Genomic DNA, 18,412 nt, shown 5'->3' with positions numbered 1-18,412 from the left:
GCGCCGCGCTCACGTCGTGTTCGATCCGCCATGTTGCAGATGATCGGCGAGCATCGCGCAAAGCTCAATTCGGCCGAACGGCCAACGCGTCGCCTGCTTAATGGATTTCAGCCGTCCGCCCCGTCGCGGCACCGGCCTGCGTCGTCGGCGTGCAGCGATTCGCGTGCTCACCCGCGCCGCGTGCCGACGACGTCGACAAGCCGCTGGCGCCGCCCGGCAGCGCGTTGCTCACACATGCGACGCCGAATACCAGCGTGTTCTGGACCATCGGATAAAGAAGATACAGCGCAAACGCGAGATAACCCGCGTACAGAATTCGAACCATGGTGCAATGGAAGGCGATGAACGATTGGACTCGCCCTGTTTACGGCACTGCGCCGGGCACCTTGAGACGTCGCGCGCCGGATTGCGCATCGGGGCGAAACGCGGGCCCATGACGCCCGCTTCTCACCGCATCTGCAACGATCCGGGCCAGGCCGAAACCGCCCGCTTCCGGATCGCCGGCATGGCGATACGCCGCGCAATGCGCGATACTGTCCGGCATACGATCCCGTGACCGGCCTCGCAGCCGGGACAAAGGACACGACCCATGCAAATTGCACCGAAACCGGCCAACGAGGCGGCCCGCCTCGATACGCTTCATTCGCTCTCGATCCTCGACACGCCGCCCGAAGAACGCTTCGATCGCCTGACCCGTCTTGCACGCAGGCTGTTCGACGTGCCGATCGCACTGGTCAGTCTCGTCGACGACGATCGCCAGTGGTTCAAGAGCCATGCGGGGCTCGACGTCACGCAAACGTCGCGCGACGTGTCGTTCTGCTCCCATGCGCTGCTCGCGGACAATACGATGGTGATCCAGGATGCGCTGAACGACGATCGCTTCCACGACAATCCACTCGTCACCGGCGCACCCGGCATCCGCTTCTACGCCGGCCGGCCGCTCGTGGCGCCGAACGGCGCGCCCATCGGTACGCTGTGCCTGATCGACACGCGGCCGCGCTCGCTCGAAGCCGACGAGCTCGCGCTGCTCGGCGATCTCGCCCACATGACCGAACGCGAGATCGCCGCGCTGCATTTCGCGACCACCGACGAGCTCACCCAGCTGACGAACCGCCGCGGCTTCGAGATCCTGGCCCGCCACGTGCTGAGCCTGTGCGATCGCCTGGGTCGTCACGCGGTGCTGCTGTTCTTCGACCTGAACGATTTCAAGGCGATCAACGACCGCTTCGGCCACGCGGAGGGCGACCGCGCGCTCAAGACATTCGCCGACACGCTGACGGGCGCACTACGCGACAGCGACGTGATCGCACGGCTTGGCGGCGACGAGTTCGTCGTGCTGCTGAGTGCCACCGATCCGGCCGACGTCGCCGAGCCGGTCGAACGCGTGACGCAGGCGCTCGCGCTGCGCAACACGGCCGACGCGCGCGGCTATGACATCCGGTTCAGCGTCGGGTACGTCGACTACGACCCCGCGCACCATCACGACGTGGCCGGCCTGCTCGCATCGGCCGACCAACGGATGTACGAGCACAAGCAGCGCGGCAAGACGGCCGGCGCGTGATCGCGGGCGCATGCCGCCGCCCTGCCGGTCAATTGCGGTGGCGCGGCTGTGTCAGCTGCCGCACGGCGGCGCGCTGGCCATCGCCTCCGCGATCTGCTCGGGCGTCAGGTCGCGCTGGTGCGTCGCAAGCGACCAGCGGTGTCCGAACGGATCCTCGACTTGTCCGTAGCGGTCGCCCCAGAACATGTCTGCGGCAGGAATCGTCACCGTCGCGCCGGCCGCGACCGCCTTCGCGATCGCCGCGTCCGTATCGGGCACGTAAAGGTGCAGGCAAACCGGCGTGCCCTTCAGGGCCTTCGGCCCGAGCGCGCCGTGTTCGGGCATTTCATCCACCAGCATCAGTGTCGAATCGCCAATCACGAGGCACGCGTGCGCGAGCCGGCCGTCAGGCATCGCCAGCCGAAACTGTTCGCTCGCATTGAACGCGCGCTTGTAGAAGTCGATGGCTGCGGTTGCGTCGGCGCAGATCAGGTGCGGCGTCAGCGTACGCATCCCTTCCGGGATCGGTTTGACGGACGTGGACATGGGTGTCGCTCCTTCGGTCGGTTGTCGTATCGGAATCGGGACGGACGCGCGATGCGCACGCCTCCGATGCTACGACGGACGACCCCGGCGGAAATCGACACGGCGCCCCGCATTTTTTTGTTTTCTCGAGTTTCAGGGCGCTCGGGGTCGCCGCATCGGGCGTCACCCGCCCGTTCGGCCGGCGTCGTTGTCCGGCGTGCCGAACTGCCGGCGACATGCCTCGAGCAGTCCTGCCACCGCATCGAGCGGAAGATCGGCAAACCGGGCAATCGGCAGCATCACGCCGCCCGGCACCCTGGTGCGCGACGAATGCGCCGAGAACTGGTAACCGATGTAGCGATTGCCTGCGACGCTGATGATCCGGAATTCGGTGACATCACGCCATGGCGTGACGGGTTGTTCGCGTAAGCCTCCGATCAGCCTGAAACCCGTCTCGTCGACATGCAGCGCCATCCTGCGTCGCGACGACACGAAGAAGGCGCCCCCCGCCAGCGCCAGCAATCCGGCCAGCGCCGCTACCGGCCAGAGCGCCGGGGCGGCCGCATAACCGCACACGCTTGCCGCGGCCAGCACCATGCATACGATCGCCCTTCTTTTCAGGCTCCGGCCGTCAATCGCCAGTGTCACCGGCAACTGGCCGGCGATCGTTCCCGCGACCGGATCGACGTGCCAGCCGGAATCGGTGGATTCAAGTGCGTCTTTCATTGTGCGATCGCTCATCTCGACGGCCGCCGGGTGATCGAAGTCGGACACCCAGACGATGCGCTGAAGAGGTCGGCGTGCCGACGGGAAATGATCGCGATCGAAAAAGGTACGCATCGACGCACGCCAGCACGCACTCGTCCATGCGGAACGGGCAGTGCCCGGCCGGCACCGGCCATATTCAGTTGCACACCTTGACGGTGCCGTTGGTCGTGCATTGACCGGTGGCCCAATGACTCTGCCCTGCCAGATGAGGCGCCAGGCCGATGCCACGGATCGGCGCGGCGGGCGACGACGCCGGAACGGCTGCGGCTGCCGACGCGGTGTCGGGCGACGGCAGCGGAGGCGGCTCGGACGCCGTCTGGCAAGCCGACAGCGCCAGACAAAGCGCGGACGCCCACGGAGCGATGAGGGATCTGGACATGATCTCGTACGCGTTTGCGAAGTTCGCTTCCGGTAACGGCTCGCTGAAGATCGCGTGACCGTCAAACCGTTCGGCACGACCGGCCATGCGGCATGACGATCGTCCAATACTACTCCTCGTGATCCACGTCGTGCGAGCGACCGTTCGGCCAGGTGCCGCCATTCATGCGACGACACGTGCTAGCGACGGCGCATGCCCCTTCGGTCAGATTTGCGGCAGATCGCGCAACGTGCGCGATTCGTTCGTTGCATCGATGTCGAGCTCGATGCCTTCCGATGCATCGCGATACAGCACGCGTTTGAGCCGGGGCCCGATCGCGGTGGCGTCCGATGCCGAAAAGATTGCGCGGACATCGTTGCCGGACGCGAGCGCGCGCGCCACGTCCGCCACCGGCGCCTCGCTAGGCGTCGCCGCCCACGACCGGTCGGACGGATTCACGGCCGCCCAGCGCACGTGCGTCACGCGCGCGCTGAGCGGATCGATTCGCACACCATTCACCGCAAACATCGACATCGGCATCTCCTTCGAATATTTTTGCGGCCCGCCGTACCGAGGCACGGTCACGGACGGCCCCAGATCTCGCAGACGTTTCCCGCCGGGTCCGCCACGGAAATCGCAACCGTGCCGTCGCCGTAGTCCCACTCGTTCAGGATGCCGACGCGGCACGACTCGAGCCGTGCGACGGCTTCCGACACGTGCGCGACTTCGACGGCCAGCGCAATGCCATGGCCGGTCGGTCGAAACTCCGGATACGGAAACCTGCCGCCGCTGCCGGTGTGAACGGTCAGCGTTGCTCCGCCGATCACAAAGCGGTGCCACGGATTCCCCGCAGCCGACACGCCTTCGGAGTGAACCGGCAGCGCAAGCGCCAGACGGTAGAAATCCACCACCGCCCGAAAGCGATCGTCTTCGACCGGCACCAGGATGCCCAGACTCGCGATCATGTGCGCCCCTCCGGTCAACGCGATTTTCGATGATACATTGGGATGCTTTACAACCGTCAACAGACAATCGTGCACGGGAGAAACACATGACCGACGCCTGGGGAACCTTCCCTGCCAGAATGGGCGACCATCAGGCTTTCATCAGCTTCAACCACGACTTTGCGGAAATCGCGGAAGGCGATCCGCGCACGTCGCTGCTCAGCGTGCGCGTCCCCTTTGCGCATCCGACGCCGGAAGGCCTGCCGACCGGCGACGAATTCGCCGGTCTCGCGAAGATCGAGGACCTGCTGGACGCCGCGATCACGGCGAAAGGTGGTGTGCAGGTCGGCCGCATCACCGTCGACGGGCATCGGGATTTCCTTTTCTACGTATCGCTCGACGAAGAGGCTGCGGCGGAGATCATCGACGCGCTGGCCGATCAGACGACCTACGCGTTGCAGTACGCGCACCAGGACGATCCGGACAAGGAAGCGTACTGGCAGACGCTCTACCCGACCGACGACGACCGGCAGATCATGCGCGACATGCGCGTGCTGGACGAATTGCGGAAGAAAGGCGACGCCGGCGATGTCAGCCGGCGCGTGATGCACTGGGCGTACTTCCCCGACCAGAGCGACGCACATCAGTTCGCGGACTGGGCCGAAGCGAAAGGCTATCCGGTCGAGTCGGTCGCCCCTACCGAGGACGGCAAGTCGGCCGTACGGTTCTCGCACGAGGGCACCATGGCACTGGCCGACATCACACGCCATACGGTCGCGATCAATCGCGAGGTACATTCGTTCGGAGGGGAATACGACGGATGGGAAACCAGCGTCGAACAGGCTGGCCGAGCGGGTTGACCTACCCGCCGCAAGTGACGTGATGCACCGCATCCGGCGCAAAAAACATCCCGGCGGCATTGATGCGCGCCGCCGGGACCAAGGCATCACCGGCCGAAACCGGCGATGGGCCTGAGGGTTCGCTCAGGCACGAGGAAAGCGATGCGTGCGGACCAGGCGATCGGATGCAGGGCACGCAACCGGTGCGATTGCGCTGCCCGCCGAACGCCTGTCCGGTTCCGCCGACGCGGCCTTGCGGCGTCGGACGGGCAAAAAGCCCCCGCTCCTGCGCGAGCGAGCGGGGAAATGGTTGACCGGGCCGGGGAAGAACGGTCAACCGGCCAGATTGTGAGCGCCGGCCGCGCAACGATCTGTGCGGCAACTCACCATTTGGTGACGATGCCGCGGCAACCGGCACGCTCGCGTGCCGCGCGGATCGCGTCACGGCCCGAGCGCGACGCCCGCGACCGGCGCGAGCAACACCACGATGACAGGCGACAACACCACCGCCCCGATCATCATCACGCCGTCGGCCGCGAGCGTGACGGGGGTCGCGAGCACGCGCACGGCCCTGCCCGCCGTGGTGATGCGGTCGGTGACGTCGATCTTGTACGAATGCGCAAACGACGACCACGTCTTGCCCTGTGCAAAGCCATCGGCCAGATAACGCGAACCGGCCAGTTCACCCTTCATCTCCAGATCGCTGCTCCCGCGCTTCGTGAAGCCGTCCTCCAGCGCGCGGTCCCAGCCCTCGTCGGTCATATCGGCGCGACGGAGCTGGAGCCGGAACTTGCCCGAGATCTTGCTGCCCTGCGCGACGAATCCATAGAGCGACGCGTTGATCGACTTGCGGTAGGGCGATGCCAGCACGGCACCGAGATGCTCGGGCATATCGAAGATGTAGTGATATTTCTCGCCGAGCACGACGAATTTCTTGCCGTCCTCGCTGACGAGGAATCGGTCGACCGTCTCTTCGTATCGGCCATCTTCGAACAGCATTGCCGTGCAGCCTGTCAGGCCGGCGGCGACAACGATCACGCCCGCCGTCAGCAGCGCCCTTCTTTTCATGTCTGGAATTTGATCTTGTTTTAATGCAAGCGGATATTTTCAGGCCCGGGGCAAGTCTCCGGCAAGTCGCGGTGGCTGTCAAAGCAGGTTTATTCTATTTTTCCGATCGACACGATTCCGGCTTCATTTTTTCTGCGTCTCTTTTTTGAAACCATGTTTCTCGAACACAAGAGCCCGCGCGTCATGACACCGGGTTTCGTCCTCATACCGGTCAGTTGAAAAACCATTCGGCAACCATCTCGATCCAGTCGAGATCGCCTGCGATGTCGATGACGGTTTCGCCGACCATTTCGGCAGTCGATGTGGTCGATGAAGTTGAAGCGTTCGACGCAGTCGACGCGCCCGCCGCCACCGCGCCGGCAGCGACCCCATTCACCTTCGTCATCTGGGCGGAAACACCCGATCCCGGGGCGGCCAGCCGTTCCAGCCAGTCGACGATATTGGCACGCGCATCCTCTTCATCCGCGAAATCACTCCGCTCGAGATAACGGTCGAATACGATCCACGCAAGCGTCTTGCTTCGCGAACCGGATTCGAGATGCCAATCGACAACGCCCGTCCGACCGGACTCCCTGATTTCGAGCGTCGCGGTGAAACAGTAATCGAGATATTCGATCTCAAGTTTCGACGACATGGTTTTCTCCGGTCAATCCGCCCTCTCTGTTCTCGTGATCATCCGCGCTTGCCGGGTTTCGCGACACAGTGTGAATTCTGCATGAAATTCGCGCGACGGCTCATTCCCGCTGGCGGGATCACGATAATCTCATAACCTGTCGATAACGATCGCCGACACATGACTGTACTCGATTTTCCCACCATTCCCCTCGGCGCTTTCGCTCGTGGTTCGGTTCTGCTGCCAGTCACCGCGCTTTCCTGTTCCGGGTATTGCCCTGCTTCGCCATCGCGATCGCACTGCTAAACTCCGGCCAAGACGACCGCTTGCAATACCAGAGGAAAAAATGGCACTCGCCCGCGCACAACAGAATGGCGTAGAGGTCTGGATTGTCCAGATTCCCGGGCACATTCCCTATGCCTATACGCAGCTCAAGCGGGTATTCTCGTGCGACGATACGCGACACCGGGTCGTGACGATCGACCTGACGAAACTGTTGGCATGTGCCGACCGGGACACGACGGACTACGTGTTGCCGTCTGTTCTTTACTGGCCACCGGGAAAAGCCGCGGGCATTCGCGAATTCCTCGATCCTGAACAGGACAGGATTCCGGACATGCCGTACATCACGTTTCGCGAGACGAGAACACGAACGCTGCTCGGCATCCCCGGGCTGTCGAAGGTCGGCGTCGCGTCGTTCCGGAACGGCCAGCATCGCGCGCGCTATCTTGCCTATGCAGGGGCAACGACCCTGCCCGTCGAAGTGCACGAGACGGAAGCCGATTTGCTCGTGCAGTACTGCGGCGAGTCACCGTGAAGTACGTTCGGCTTTCGCCCGGCGATGGCCGCGCATCATGCGGCCGTTCGCTCGAATGTGGCCAGGCGGCTAGGCCTGTATCGCATAGATCCGGTCGGTGACTTCCGTCTGGCCGATGCGGCTCGTTTCGATACCCGCCAGTTGCCATCCGTTGTGCTCGTAGAAACCGATCGCGCGCTCGTTGCCCGCCAATACCTTCAGATGGACCTGGTGCACGCCGAGCGTTCGCGCCCATGCACGGACGGCTTCGATCATGAGCTTGCCGGTGCCGCCTCCGTGATGCGAAGGATGGACGTGCAGGCAGTCGAGCAGCACGCCCAGCGCCGGATCGACGGGGCGCTCGGCACTGACGAAACCCACGGGCTCGCCGTCCGCCTCGGCGATCAGCACCAGGCCCCGCTCGTTTTCGGTGCGATCGAAATATTGCCGCCACCGGGCCGCGTGTTCCGTCGGCACCTCGTCGGACAGGTAGGTCGCCGGCAAGATATGGCCGTATGCAGTTTGCCAGCTCAGCGTGTGCAGGCGAGCGATGTGCTGTGCGTCTTGCGCTGTCGCGTCACGCAGCGTGGTACGGGTTTCCGGCATCGGTGGTCACTCCTTCCACTTGCTCTCTCGATCGGGACGTCTCGCCGCAAAATATACCGCTTAGAGGCGTTCGCCTCCGTCACAGCTGACGCGATCGGGTCAGCGATTGTCTGCCGGACGCCATGCCGGGTTCATGCACCGCTGCAGCTCGTTGCCAATACAACGAGGCCCAGGCAAAAAAAATCCCGACACTGTCATTGGTTGTCGGGATCGAACGGCCCTGCAAAGCATGAGGGCACGAGGAAGTCGATACGTTACACCAATGTAAGACTGTTGCGCGCTGTCGGCTCGCGCCAAGTCCCTGTCTCATTCCGCCATAAACGAAAAAAGCCTGCTCACGCGAAACGCGAGCAGGCAAGAAAACGGATCAGCATTCGAGGCACGAGGGCTGTCCAGGAAAGATAACGGCACCGGAAGCGAGAACCTTAGTCGAAAAAGGAAATTGCGCAACTTGCGCAACATCACGTCGACTGAATACGGCCATACAATCTCGCGTCGACGATGGATTGACGAATACCGGCGGCATAGTGGCGATATCCTGTCGCGCTCAACCCTGGCTTTCCGTCAATCACGCGCTGTTCGATCTGGCTTGCGCCTGGCGGAGCGCCCGTCCGTTCAATCGGCCATGTATGGCAAACTTCGGCTCCGAATCGACGCAGCGCGCACTCTTTACCGCAGGGGAATCATGTACGTCTTGATCTATATCGCAGCGGTCGCCGTCGCCAACCTGATGGTCGCTCATTTAGGCCCGGCTGCAACACCGATCATCGCGTTCCTGCTGATCGGCCTCGATCTCGCGATTCGAGACCGGCTCCACCTCGATTGGCGAGGCCGCGCGCTTTGGTCGCGAATGTTTGCGTTGATCGCAGCCGCCGGTGTCGTCAGTTACGCACTCAATCCCGCCGCCAAGGAAATCGCCGTCGCGTCCCTGGTGGCGTTCGGTTCGGCAGCCGTGGCGAGCGCAATCGTGTTTCAACTCGCGCGCCGCTTTCCGATACTGGCGCGCGCAAACGGCGCGAACGTCGCGGGTGCGGCTGTCGACTCCATCATCTTTCCGCTTATTGCGTTCGGGGCTGTGTTTCCGGCGATCGCCGCGCTGCAGTTCGTCGCCAAGGTGGCTGGCGGTGCCTTGTGGTCGTGGGTGGTGTTTCGAAACACTCGATCGGTTCAGGCGGGAATCGCGAGCAATGTGGTCGATCGTTGAGGACAGGTTTGATTTTCGCGGCATTCGCTACGTTCGAATGCGCGTCTGGCCGGACGCCCAAAAGCAGCAATCCCGATCTGTCGCGCCATACCCCATCGTCATGCGCTTGCCGTCCGAATAGCGGCGACGACGTTTTGATAGATGAAGGTCGTCGCGCATCCCGCATCTTGTGGCAGCTTCAGCGCCCGACTCACCTGCTCAAGAAAGGGAAACAGCGCGATGACGTTGCGAGGATGACGCGAATCAGAACCTATCGGGCGAGAACCCTGGCCAAGCGTCTTACAAGCAGCGTTGCAAGCACTTCCAGCTGATACACGATCGCCACGGCGTTGCACGCGATGAGGGCAAAGTCACCAAAATCCACCGGGTGCATGTGATAACCGATTCGGTGGTTATCGACGATTTTTTCAAACGAGGCAATGGCCGACGGGAAGCTGACGACGCTCCCGCAGATCAAGAGAGCGCTGACTCCCGCAATGTGTTTGATCGGTGCCTTTTGCGGCAAAACGCAAGTTGCGAGAAGCAAGCCGATGCCGCCTGCGTTGGAAAAAAGGAAAGACCACGCTATAGGCCAATCCACGGTCCAATTCAGCAAAAAAAGGATAAACACGAGCCACGACAAGATCAGCAGGGGCATCGCCGGCGCGACTCCAGCGATCAGATAAAACGACGCCCTCACTACCCTGAGAGTCGTCATGCCCGTAATCTTTGGCCTTGAATCGGTTTGCCGTTCCGTTGTCTGGGCAACGGGTTTACTCTTTGACCGCATGGATTCCCCGAGAAGCCTCGAATTCCAAATCCTGTGGAGCCCGTCAATTTACCGTAGAACGCCGCTCCGCCAACAGCGCGCGCAAAACACAACCGAAAATTTGACCGCCCGCTCCTTTCGGCACATTGGCGCGGCCGCGTTCCTTCACTCGGATTCCCGGCACCGCAATATTCGACTGCACGAAGTAAGACACACCCCCTCCGTACAACACGCGGCATGTCTATGACCTGCCTGATTTCTTCGGACCATTTCAATCTTGGAGAACGGCCTCGGTGATCCGGATGCTCGCCGCATCCGGCCTTGATCGCGCGGCACCAGCTCTCCGAGCCTCGTGAGCCCGCGCATCGTAATGCGCACCTGCTCGCTGACGCGCTCGTCGCCAGTTACTCGGTCGGTGTAGGGTGTGCTCTTGTGAACCAAATAGCCAGCCTGCTGCTTGTCGTGATACGCGAGCCACCCGGACTTGCCGGCGCGATGGTAGATCCATCCGTTCGCGTGCAGCCAAGCGGTCAACTTGCTCGGCTGCATCTGGAGCGTGCTCGCGGCATCACGGATGCACATTGAGCCCTCCGCCTCGGCGATCCGCCCGAGCATCTCGACCTTGGGAGCCTGCTCGGCCACCTTGGCGTCGAGTTCCTTTTTCTGATGCTCGAGCACCGCTCGCTGCTCGAACTGCTCGGCCCATGCACGCGCCGCCTCGGCCGGGTTCGCGAAATTCGGAAGCGGCGGCGTCGCGACCTGAGCACCCGATACCATTTCGTCGTAGGCTCGGATCACCTTCAGGTGGAACGCTGGGCTGATCCACATGGCGTAGGCGTAGACCAGTTCCTTCGCGACGTAAGTCCCGTTGTTCACCCCGTCATTCACTGTCTCGACGGGGGTCTGCAAATTTGCAGAGGCCCTGACCTCCCCAATCAGAGCTTGGGCTTGCGCGTTCCGCATCCAGAACGCGGGCTGATGCTTGCTTTCCCCGCCGGCCGCGCGATGGAGATCGTTCAAGCAGTACCGGCCTTCGGCGTCGTTACGAATGGCAACGCCAGTGATCATGAGCGCGTTCATCAGTGCACCTCGCGGCTGACCGACAGGACGTCCGCACAACCCGCGTCGAACAGATCCTCGGTGTTTTCGGCGACGAACTGGCCGAGCGCCGCCAGATCGACTGCGACCTTCGACGACTCGCCTGCCGTGGCCTTGATCGCGATGAACAGCGCACGCATGTAGCGCACCTGGTTGTCCATCATGCTCGACAGGTCGACCACGCGCCGTTCGAGCGGTCGGGCCTGCTGAACCTTGCCAATACCCGATGTAGTGCTATCATGTCTCATGACCATTGTTCCTTTGCTAGGGGTTCACTGCGTCACCAACGCCTGACCGGTTGCCGCCGGTTGGGCGTTTTCTTTTTCAAGACTCCCGAATAGCCTTCGAACGATCTCGGAATTCATGCTGCAAATGCAATTTGCGGCTGCAAACTGAATCCGCTCTTTCAATGCTGGCGGCATCTTCACAAGCACGCCGGGCATCTGCCTTGCACCTTTCACAAATCCTCTCGCATCAAAGGAATAGGACGAAATGTCCTATTTGCGTGCTAACATTGTGCTAGCACGGATCGATAGTAGTACGGTGCTACCACTCGCGCAAGTATTTTTTGGAGAGCAGGCGATGGCGCGCACAGACCCACAAGTAAACATTCGCATGCCGATTGACCTGAAAGAGAAGCTTGAGGCAGCTTCCGCCCGCTCCAAGCGGTCACTCAACGCGGAGATCGTGACGAGATTGAGTGCAACCCTCGAACAACGAGGCGCACGTGCCATGGTTTATGGCCCTCAAATGACCGGGTTAAGTCATGAGTTGGACCTAGCGAAGGCTGAGAACAATGCGCTGAAAGAACAGATCAAAGCCTCAAAGTGGGCGGCAAATGCACAGTCTCTGTTCCTTCGCTTCGCCCTAGAGATGGTCCCCAACAAAATTAAAAGTAGCGATCCGGTATTCGAAGCCCTCCGCAACTTCGCAAATTCGACGATACATGGTTGCGAGATTGACGAGACGCTCGATCAGGCTCTTCAAGCACTGGTACAAACTAAAGTGGAACGCCCTAGCGACTGACTCCACAGGTGGCGATCTCCTACACTGACTAGTCACCGCTCCTTTCGCAAAGCTCCCGCTCTTGCGCACGACGCTTCACAAGTCCAGGCAACACTCGGCCGCCGGCCGTCACCCACTGCGGCCGCCCGTTGTCCGCCCGTTCATCGCGCGGCACGCGCCCTTCCAGTCACCGGCGTTGAACCGCTTCGCCGTCGTGCTACCGCAGTACGCACCGGCGCCCACGTTGTAAGCAAAGCTCACGGCAGCCGCAAGCTGGTTCGTGTGCCCCTTCAGGCCCGGCGTGCACTTGAGTACCGGCTCGGCGTACTCGATGAGCCGCTGTTCGAGGCGCGCGCGGCACTCCTCCGGCGCGAATCGCTGCCCGGCGTGCACATCCTTCGTGTCGCCGTTGCACGCCGTGATGATCCTGATCGGATCGGGCCGCGCGACGAGCTCGAATCCCTCGAATTTCGGGACCATGGAAAAAAGAAGGGCTGCCGCAGCAGCCCCTACAACGCTGACAAGCGTCTTCTTCGGAACGTTAACCATCGAGCAATGCCCTCTCCCCTTTGTTCTTGACCAGGTAGTACGCCTGCAGCTCGATGTACGCGATGGTCGCGACGGCTACCCACCAGTTGATGTCGTGGCTCGTAAGCCATAACCAGAGATTGCCGCCGACCGCCGGCACAGCCTTTGCTGCGCTCGCAACGACCTCGCTCTTCATCGAGCCCCCGTAATGAAAAAGCCGTCCGAAGACGACTGGTAATAACTCGTTACGCCCATAGTCGGCCTTTACATGCGCCAGTTCCAACGGAGAAAGACCATGTCAGGTATTTTTTTGTCATTCAAAAATAACGACTTGAGAGAATTAATGGCACGCGGCTTTGTTGGCTCAATACTTTCTGCACTGCTCCTGTCTTGCGCAGCTTGTGGTGGCGGTGATGGATCATCGGCCTATGCTGCAACTCCCGTCACGCAGGAGCAAAAATCCGTGCTGATCGAGGCATATGGCGACAGCACTACGCTCGGCGCCCAAACTATCGACGGAGTTTTGACGACTACGCAAAACAGTGAGCCTGCGCAGCTGCAAGCCCTTCTTCAGCAGCGCTTCGGAACGTCTATCACCGTAAAAAACGAAGGCGTCGGCGGAACGCAAGCATTTCAGCTCCTCTCGGGAACTGACGGGAAACATCCGGAATGGAAAATCCAGATGGAGCAATCGAAGGCCCAGGTAGTATTGTTGAACTTCGCGCTCAACGACTTCTACTACTGGAAAGCTCCACAGCCTGGGGCTTATGAGGCATCGCCGAGCGAGTACGCGAAGATTCTCGGATACCTCATCCAGACCGCCCGAGACGCAGGGAAGATCGTGGTACTACAGGAACCCAACCCCACCTGCAAGCAGCCCGATCCCGGCACGATCATTCAGTATGTCGAGGCACTTCGGTCAGAAGCTGCACTTCAAAATGCCCCGCTCGTCGCCCAATTCGAGTTTGATCAGACAACCCCGGATTGGAAAAACATGATGACTGATTGCGCGCATCCCGACGATCAGCTCTACGGAATCAAAGCCAAACAGACATTCTCCGTTGTCGAGCCGATCGTGGAATCGATCATTGGTCGTTAACCAATTCGATTACTCCCGATGTGTTGATGTCCACGCAGAACTGACCCACCTGAGGCAGTAATTTTCATCGAATTTTGACCCACGTGATTGAATGCCCTGCTCAATCTTTGAGCAGGGGATACAGAGGTGATCACGGTGGGCATATTGGCCAAGATCAGGCGGATGTATTTCCGCGAGAAGGTCCCGCTGCGCGAGATTGCCAGGCGCACGGGCCTGTCCCGGAACACGGTGCGCAGCTGGCTTCGGCAAACGGATGCCGTTGAGCCGAAGTACCCGAAGCGCGTCAGCCCGAGCGTCGTCGACGAGTGGGCCGCGCAGCTGACGGGCTGGCTGCGGGCGGACAGCCATCGCCCGAAGCGTGACCGGCGCACGGCCCGGTTCATGTTCGAGGCCATCCGCGGCGAGGGCTACGCCGGCAGCTACGGCCGCGTCAGCGCCTTCGTGAGACGCTGGCACGAGGAGCAGGCTGAAGCCCCGCGCAGGAAGGCCTATGTACCGCTGGCCTTCGAACCCGGTGAAGCATTTCAGTTTGACTGGAGCTGCGAATACGCCTTCATCGGCGGGTTGCGGCGACGCCTGGAGGTCGCCCACGTCAAGCTCAATGCCAGCCGGGCGTTCTGGCTGGTCGCCTATCCGACCCAGAGTCACGAGATGCTGTTCGATGCGCACGCCCGCGCATTCGCCGCGTTTGACGGCGTTCCGCGCCGCGGCATCTACGACAACATGAAGACCGCCGTGGACAAGGTCGGCCGCGGCAAGGAGCGCGCGGTTAACGCCCGCTTCGAGGCAATGTGCGGCCATTACCTGTTCGAGCCGGAATTCTGCAACCGTGCCGCCGGCTGGGAGAAGGGCATCGTTGAGAAGAACGTGCAGGACCGGCGCCGCCAGATCTGGCACGAGGCTGCGCTACGACGCTGGGAAACGCTGGAGCTTCTGAACGAATGGGTCGCGGGCCAGTGTCGTCAGGCCTGGCAGATGCGGCACCCGCAGTGGCCCGAGCTGACGGTCGAGGACGTGCTGCAGGACGAGCGCACCAGGCTGATGCCCAATCCACGCCCGTTTGACGGCTATGTCGAGCAGACGCTGCGGGTGTCGTCGACCAGCCTCATCCACTTCCAGCGCAACCGCTACAGCGTGCCCACCGAGTACACGAACCAGCTGGTGAGCGTGCGCTGCTATCCGGCATATCTCAGCGTCGTCGCCGACGCCCAGGAGATCGCACGCCACGAACGCAGCTTCGAGCGGCACATGACCTTCTACGACTGGCGCCATTACATCACGCTGGTCGAGCGCAAACCCGGCGCGTTGCGCAACGGTGCTCCGTTCGTCACGATGCCACAGCCGCTGCAGCAGTTGCAGCGGCACCTACTGAAGCACCCGGGAGGTGATCGCATCATGACGCAGGTGCTCGCCGCGGTGCGCGAACACGGACTCGATGCCGTGCTGCTTGCCGTGCAGGCAGCGCTGGACTCGGGACGCCCCAGTGGGGAGCACGTTCTGAACGTGCTGAGCCGGTTGAAGGCACCCACCACGAGCACCAACCTCGCGACGACGAAACTCCAGCTTACCGAAGAGCCGGCCGCCGACGTGAGCCGCTACGAAACCCTGCGCGCCAACCCACCGGAGGACCGTCATGTCTAACGACATCGCCGCCCAGCTCAAGGGGCTCAAACTGCATGGCATGGCGAGCACCTGGCCAGAGCTGCTGGCGCAGTCGCGTCACACGGAGTTCGACCCGGAGCGCTTCATGAAGCAGCTGCTGATGGCTGAGACGGCGGAGCGACAGGTGCGCTCGATCGCCTATCAGATGACCGCCGCTCGCTTCCCGGCTCACCGCGACCTGAAGGGCTTCGACTTCGCGCAGGCGCACGTCGACGAAGCGCTGGTTCGAGAACTCAGTGACCTGTCGTTCCTCGCAAGCGCACACAACGTCGTGTTCATCGGTGGCCCCGGCACCGGCAAAACGCACCTCGCCTCAGCGATCGGAATTGAGGCCGTGCAGCGCCACGGCAAGCGAGTGCGCTACTTCTCGACCGTCGAGCTGACCAACGCACTGGAGCAGGAGAAGTCCATCGGCAAACAAGGCCAGATCGCCCATAAGCTGATGTACGTCGACCTGGTGATCCTCGACGAACTGGGCTACCTGCCGTTCAGCCAGACCGGTGGCGCATTGCTGTTCCACTTGCTCTCGAAGCTGTATGAACACACGAGTGTCGCGATCACCACCAACCTCAGCTTCGGCGAGTGGGCGACCGTGTTCGGGGACGCAAAGATGACGACGGCGCTGCTGGACCGCGTTACCCATCACTGCCACATCGTCGAAACGGGCAATGAATCCTGGCGCTTCAAGTCCAGTTCTGCCAAGGCGAAGGCAACCAGAAAGAGAGCAGCAAAAGCAGCAGGCAGTGAGGAGTTATCCACACCGGAATAGATGTACTACGCTGTCTCGGGGTGGGTCAGATTTAGATGAAAACGGTGGGTCAAGATTCGGTGGAAATCAACAGCCGGCGTTCAGGACGATGGTTTTAGATCCTGTCGCCGAGATAGTGCCCGAACCCTGCGCGGAAAACGTAACCCCAGCGCTGGCCATACTATAGACCTCAATTCGGGCACCGCCAGGAACTGCTGAGGCGGGCGGCAACGTTAGCGTGAATGCCGACGGGCCACCCGTATAGATCACGGCACCGCATACCGAGGCCGGCAATGTAGCCGTCGCGTATAGACCACGAATCCGCTGGCCTTCAACCCTTGACGTTGAATAAACGCTGTCGTCGCCAGCCTCGTGCTGTTGTCGAACTGAGGAGCCGTGATCCCTGCCGCATTGATCGCTGCCTGCAGGTTTGCCAGGAGCGCGGCCGTCGTGCCATCGTCGACCGAGTTCGCGGTCAACATCGCCGGCGTACCGCTCGTCGCGCGCGAGTACTATGACGCCCGCATGAACGGGACCGCCCCCACAACACCCGCGCGCCGGCACCGCACCGCCGCGTCAGAAGAACCGAACTTCGCCGCACTGTAATCATGATCGGACGACGGAAACGCCCGGACGGGTTGCCCTTCCGGCTCTACGCCCATTACGGGAAACACAAGGTCAGCTTCGGCTACAAGCTGCCCAATGGCAGATGGGCATTCCGCCTGTCGGCCCCGGCCCACAACAAGGAAGCCCTCGCCGAGATCCGCAAGCAGGCGATCGAGCGCGCGGAGGCGCTCAACGGGAACGCGATAGAGCCGGGAACGGTCGAGGCGCTCGTGGTGCGATACTTCGAATGGCAGGACGGATTGCCGCACACCGACGAGCGCCGCAAGGCCCAGTCCACCCTAGACGAGAACCGCGTCGAGTCGAAGCGCCTGGTCAAGGTCTTCGGGAAGATGGCGCCGGCCGCGATCAAGCCGAAGCACGTCTACGGCTACCTCGATAAACGTGCGCAGCTCGGCGCGCCTGCGAAGGCGAACAAGGAAATCGCCCTCCTGTCCGCGGTCCTCGAATATGGCCGGCGTCGTGGCGAACTCGAAACGAATCCGTGCCGCGGCATCGAGTACAACCCCACCCGGCCGCGCCAGCGGTATGTGCGTCAGGACGAGATCGATCTGGCAGTGGAAGTCGCGCGGTCGCGCCGGAGCGTCGGCGACCAGCACCCGAGTTCAGCGTACCTGATCCTCGCGCTATGCGTGAAGGCCGCCTACCTGACCGTCAGCCGGCCGACGGAGATGCGCGAGTTGCACCGCCAGAGTATCCGGCCCGAAGGCGTCGAGGTGCCGATCGGAAAGCGCAAGGCCGGCGAGCAGCAGCGCGTGAAGCTCGTGCTGTGGTCGCCCGAGCTGAAGGCCGTGATCGACGAGGCGCTCGCGCTGCAGCGCACGTCGAGCGTTCACGTGTTCGGGAACACTGCCGGCCAGGTGTACACGCGCAGCGGCTGGAACACGAACTGGTCACGGTTGATGGGTTATTGCGAGAAGGAGGCGCAGGAGCGAAGCGTCCCGTTCGAACGGTTCGCGCTGCGCGACATGCGCCCGGCGGCCGTGACTGATCGTCAGGAGGAAGGCGACGACCGAATTATCGATGCGACTGGCCATGCCGACGAACGCATGGTCCGGAAGACGTACGATCGCCGACGACAGAGAAAAGTGCGTGCGACGCGTTAGTCGACTTTCTGTTCAGATTCCTGAGCAGCGTCCAGGCGCGCATTCAAGCTCGCGAATCGAAAATTCTCAAATGTTGCCGACATGCTTGCGACCAATCCCATCAGGCCAGTGATCGCTCCAAATACTCTAGTTACGATTAGTCCGGTTGAACTAAGCGGGAGGACACCATGCTTTGCAAGCGTGGTTACTGCAAAGCAGGCAATCATTATGAGCAAGGAGGCTGTAACTTGCACCATCGACATCGTTGCTCGATGTCGATAACGCATCTCGTTCTGGAAGTACGCTTGCCGCAGATCTGAGCTTCTGCGAAGCGCAGCCACATCAGCCGCGAATGCTTCTCGCACCTTGTCGCTGCGGTTCCTCCAGTGCCCCCATAGCGATCGCGCTACTTTGTCCAGGACGTCCTTCAAATACATCCCAATCATGCCAAGGACTAATACGCCAATTGCCGACGACAGCCACCAAGCCGGCGAAAAAATTGTGGTATCCAAAAGCGACATGCTGTTCCCCGGGACGCAAAAAAGCCCGCTCAT

At 61.8% G+C, this 18,412-nt stretch carries 25 protein-coding genes and 1 pseudogene; 10 read left to right on the top strand and 16 right to left on the bottom strand.

Translation table 11 applies throughout. The features are described from left to right. Nucleotides 1-97: 97 nt before the first annotated feature. Entirely contained in the window at nt 98-325 is a 228-nt protein-coding gene (locus AB3K92_RS30660) for a hypothetical protein (protein ID WP_021156995.1), read from the bottom strand. A gap of 264 nt (nt 326-589) precedes the next feature. Here AB3K92_RS30660 and AB3K92_RS30655 point away from each other — a divergent pair, with 264 nt between their 5' ends. Continuing rightward, nucleotides 590-1,561 carry a sensor domain-containing diguanylate cyclase gene (locus AB3K92_RS30655; protein WP_124922871.1) on the top strand — a complete coding sequence of 324 codons (972 nt, stop codon included), beginning with the start codon at nt 590-592 and terminating at the stop codon, nt 1,559-1,561. Nucleotides 1,562-1,612: 51 nt separating this feature from the next. Here AB3K92_RS30655 and AB3K92_RS30650 read toward each other — a convergent pair whose 3' ends face one another. The 5 genes from AB3K92_RS30650 to AB3K92_RS30630 all read right to left on the bottom strand — a co-directional run bounded on the left by AB3K92_RS30650 (nt 1,613) and on the right by AB3K92_RS30630 (nt 4,216). Beyond that, a complete protein-coding gene (locus AB3K92_RS30650; RefSeq protein ID WP_021156992.1) occupies nt 1,613-2,086 on the bottom strand; it encodes a VOC family protein in 474 nt (157 codons plus the stop codon). Nucleotides 2,087-2,248: 162 nt separating this feature from the next. Then, nucleotides 2,249-2,791, bottom strand: a complete 543-nt coding sequence (locus AB3K92_RS30645; protein WP_369466861.1) for an aspartyl-tRNA synthetase — start codon at nt 2,789-2,791, stop codon at nt 2,249-2,251. 178 nt (nt 2,792-2,969) lie between these two features. Continuing rightward, nucleotides 2,970-3,212 carry a hypothetical protein gene (locus AB3K92_RS30640; protein WP_081052453.1) on the bottom strand — a complete coding sequence of 81 codons (243 nt, stop codon included), beginning with the start codon at nt 3,210-3,212 and terminating at the stop codon, nt 2,970-2,972. 204 nt (nt 3,213-3,416) lie between these two features. Continuing rightward, nucleotides 3,417-3,725 carry a phosphatidylserine/phosphatidylglycerophosphate/cardiolipin synthase gene (locus AB3K92_RS30635; protein ID WP_048020799.1) on the bottom strand — a complete coding sequence of 103 codons (309 nt, stop codon included), beginning with the start codon at nt 3,723-3,725 and terminating at the stop codon, nt 3,417-3,419. Between the two features lie 47 nt (nt 3,726-3,772). Further along, nucleotides 3,773-4,216 (bottom strand): VOC family protein, encoded by a 444-nt coding sequence (locus AB3K92_RS30630; protein ID WP_155637675.1) that lies wholly within the window; start codon nt 4,214-4,216, stop codon nt 3,773-3,775. A 26-nt stretch (nt 4,217-4,242) separates the two neighbouring features. Here AB3K92_RS30630 and AB3K92_RS30625 point away from each other — a divergent pair, with 26 nt between their 5' ends. Beyond that, nucleotides 4,243-4,995: a DUF695 domain-containing protein gene (locus AB3K92_RS30625; protein ID WP_059588170.1), complete on the top strand. Its 753-nt coding sequence runs from the start codon at nt 4,243-4,245 to the stop codon at nt 4,993-4,995. A 420-nt stretch (nt 4,996-5,415) separates the two neighbouring features. On the opposite strand, the gene AB3K92_RS30620 is transcribed toward AB3K92_RS30625, so the two are convergent. Beyond that, nucleotides 5,416-6,042: a hypothetical protein gene (locus AB3K92_RS30620; RefSeq protein ID WP_059588168.1), complete on the bottom strand. Its 627-nt coding sequence runs from the start codon at nt 6,040-6,042 to the stop codon at nt 5,416-5,418. Nucleotides 6,043-6,253: 211 nt separating this feature from the next. After that, on the bottom strand, nt 6,254-6,676 hold the full coding sequence (locus AB3K92_RS30615; protein WP_059588166.1) for a hypothetical protein: 423 nt from the start codon (nt 6,674-6,676) through the stop codon (nt 6,254-6,256). Nucleotides 6,677-7,001: 325 nt separating this feature from the next. Between AB3K92_RS30615 and AB3K92_RS30610 the strand changes: the two genes are divergently transcribed. After that, on the top strand, nt 7,002-7,472 hold the full coding sequence (locus AB3K92_RS30610) for a hypothetical protein (protein ID WP_048020676.1): 471 nt from the start codon (nt 7,002-7,004) through the stop codon (nt 7,470-7,472). A gap of 69 nt (nt 7,473-7,541) precedes the next feature. Here the strand turns inward: AB3K92_RS30610 and AB3K92_RS30605 are convergent, their stop codons facing one another. Next, nucleotides 7,542-8,057, bottom strand: a complete 516-nt coding sequence (locus AB3K92_RS30605) for an N-acetyltransferase family protein (RefSeq protein ID WP_369466492.1) — start codon at nt 8,055-8,057, stop codon at nt 7,542-7,544. Nucleotides 8,058-8,508: 451 nt separating this feature from the next. Between AB3K92_RS30605 and AB3K92_RS30600 the strand changes: the two genes are divergently transcribed. After that, a complete protein-coding gene (locus AB3K92_RS30600) occupies nt 8,509-9,261 on the top strand; it encodes a VUT family protein (RefSeq protein ID WP_230959738.1) in 753 nt (250 codons plus the stop codon). A 250-nt stretch (nt 9,262-9,511) separates the two neighbouring features. Here the strand turns inward: AB3K92_RS30600 and AB3K92_RS30595 are convergent, their stop codons facing one another. From AB3K92_RS30595 to AB3K92_RS30580, 4 genes are all read right to left on the bottom strand, one after another. Continuing rightward, nucleotides 9,512-9,898 (bottom strand): hypothetical protein, encoded by a 387-nt coding sequence (locus tag AB3K92_RS30595; protein ID WP_146774289.1) that lies wholly within the window; start codon nt 9,896-9,898, stop codon nt 9,512-9,514. A 276-nt stretch (nt 9,899-10,174) separates the two neighbouring features. Next, the gene (locus AB3K92_RS30590; RefSeq protein WP_208450922.1) at nt 10,175-11,089 is read right to left on the bottom strand and encodes a phage antirepressor KilAC domain-containing protein; all 915 of its coding nucleotides are present in this window, start codon (nt 11,087-11,089) and stop codon (nt 10,175-10,177) included. After that, nucleotides 11,089-11,355: a hypothetical protein gene (locus AB3K92_RS30585; RefSeq protein ID WP_146774288.1), complete on the bottom strand. Its 267-nt coding sequence runs from the start codon at nt 11,353-11,355 to the stop codon at nt 11,089-11,091. The genes AB3K92_RS30590 and AB3K92_RS30585 overlap by 1 nt, the downstream gene beginning before the upstream one ends. Before the next feature lie 24 nt (nt 11,356-11,379). Further along, on the bottom strand, nt 11,380-11,550 hold the full coding sequence (locus tag AB3K92_RS30580) for an Arc family DNA-binding protein (RefSeq protein WP_111999194.1): 171 nt from the start codon (nt 11,548-11,550) through the stop codon (nt 11,380-11,382). A 49-nt stretch (nt 11,551-11,599) separates the two neighbouring features. Here AB3K92_RS30580 and AB3K92_RS30575 point away from each other — a divergent pair, with 49 nt between their 5' ends. Beyond that, the gene (locus AB3K92_RS30575) at nt 11,600-12,133 is read left to right on the top strand and encodes an Arc family DNA-binding protein (protein WP_208450921.1); all 534 of its coding nucleotides are present in this window, start codon (nt 11,600-11,602) and stop codon (nt 12,131-12,133) included. Nucleotides 12,134-12,161: 28 nt separating this feature from the next. Here AB3K92_RS30575 and AB3K92_RS30570 read toward each other — a convergent pair. Together AB3K92_RS30570 and AB3K92_RS30565 are read right to left on the bottom strand one after the other, a co-directional pair. Beyond that, nucleotides 12,162-12,661, bottom strand: a pseudogene (locus AB3K92_RS30570) (lysozyme). Next, the gene (locus tag AB3K92_RS30565; protein WP_111999192.1) at nt 12,654-12,836 is read right to left on the bottom strand and encodes a hypothetical protein; all 183 of its coding nucleotides are present in this window, start codon (nt 12,834-12,836) and stop codon (nt 12,654-12,656) included. The pseudogene AB3K92_RS30570 and the gene AB3K92_RS30565 overlap by 8 nt, the downstream one beginning before the upstream one ends. Nucleotides 12,837-12,935: 99 nt before the next feature. Between AB3K92_RS30565 and AB3K92_RS30560 the strand changes: the two genes are divergently transcribed. From AB3K92_RS30560 to AB3K92_RS30540, 5 genes are all read left to right on the top strand, one after another. Further along, nucleotides 12,936-13,739 carry an SGNH/GDSL hydrolase family protein gene (locus tag AB3K92_RS30560; RefSeq protein ID WP_175904045.1) on the top strand — a complete coding sequence of 268 codons (804 nt, stop codon included), beginning with the start codon at nt 12,936-12,938 and terminating at the stop codon, nt 13,737-13,739. Between the two features lie 135 nt (nt 13,740-13,874). Further along, nucleotides 13,875-15,380 (top strand): IS21 family transposase, encoded by a 1,506-nt coding sequence (gene istA, locus AB3K92_RS30555; protein WP_213309336.1) that lies wholly within the window; start codon nt 13,875-13,877, stop codon nt 15,378-15,380. Further along, the gene (gene istB / locus AB3K92_RS30550; RefSeq protein WP_175223704.1) at nt 15,373-16,170 is read left to right on the top strand and encodes an IS21-like element helper ATPase IstB; all 798 of its coding nucleotides are present in this window, start codon (nt 15,373-15,375) and stop codon (nt 16,168-16,170) included. Before istA ends, istB begins: the two co-directional genes overlap by 8 nt. Nucleotides 16,171-16,599: 429 nt before the next feature. Next, nucleotides 16,600-16,755, top strand: a complete 156-nt coding sequence (locus tag AB3K92_RS30545; protein WP_175904043.1) for a hypothetical protein — start codon at nt 16,600-16,602, stop codon at nt 16,753-16,755. Nucleotides 16,756-16,757: 2 nt separating this feature from the next. Then, nucleotides 16,758-17,879, top strand: a complete 1,122-nt coding sequence (locus tag AB3K92_RS30540; RefSeq protein WP_111997538.1) for a hypothetical protein — start codon at nt 16,758-16,760, stop codon at nt 17,877-17,879. Here the strand turns inward: AB3K92_RS30540 and AB3K92_RS30535 are convergent. After that, the gene (locus tag AB3K92_RS30535; RefSeq protein WP_146774197.1) at nt 17,876-18,379 is read right to left on the bottom strand and encodes a hypothetical protein; all 504 of its coding nucleotides are present in this window, start codon (nt 18,377-18,379) and stop codon (nt 17,876-17,878) included. The two genes, AB3K92_RS30540 and AB3K92_RS30535, sit on opposite strands and share 4 nt — an antisense overlap. Nucleotides 18,380-18,412 lie beyond the last annotated feature (33 nt).

Origin of the sequence: Burkholderia sp. Bmkn7, assembly GCF_041103175.1 — a bacterium.
In the GTDB taxonomy this organism is placed as follows: Bacteria; Pseudomonadota; Gammaproteobacteria; order Burkholderiales; family Burkholderiaceae; genus Burkholderia; species Burkholderia cepacia.
Note: the sequence above shows the minus strand (reverse complement) of the source record. Positions and strands in the feature narration are given on the sequence as shown.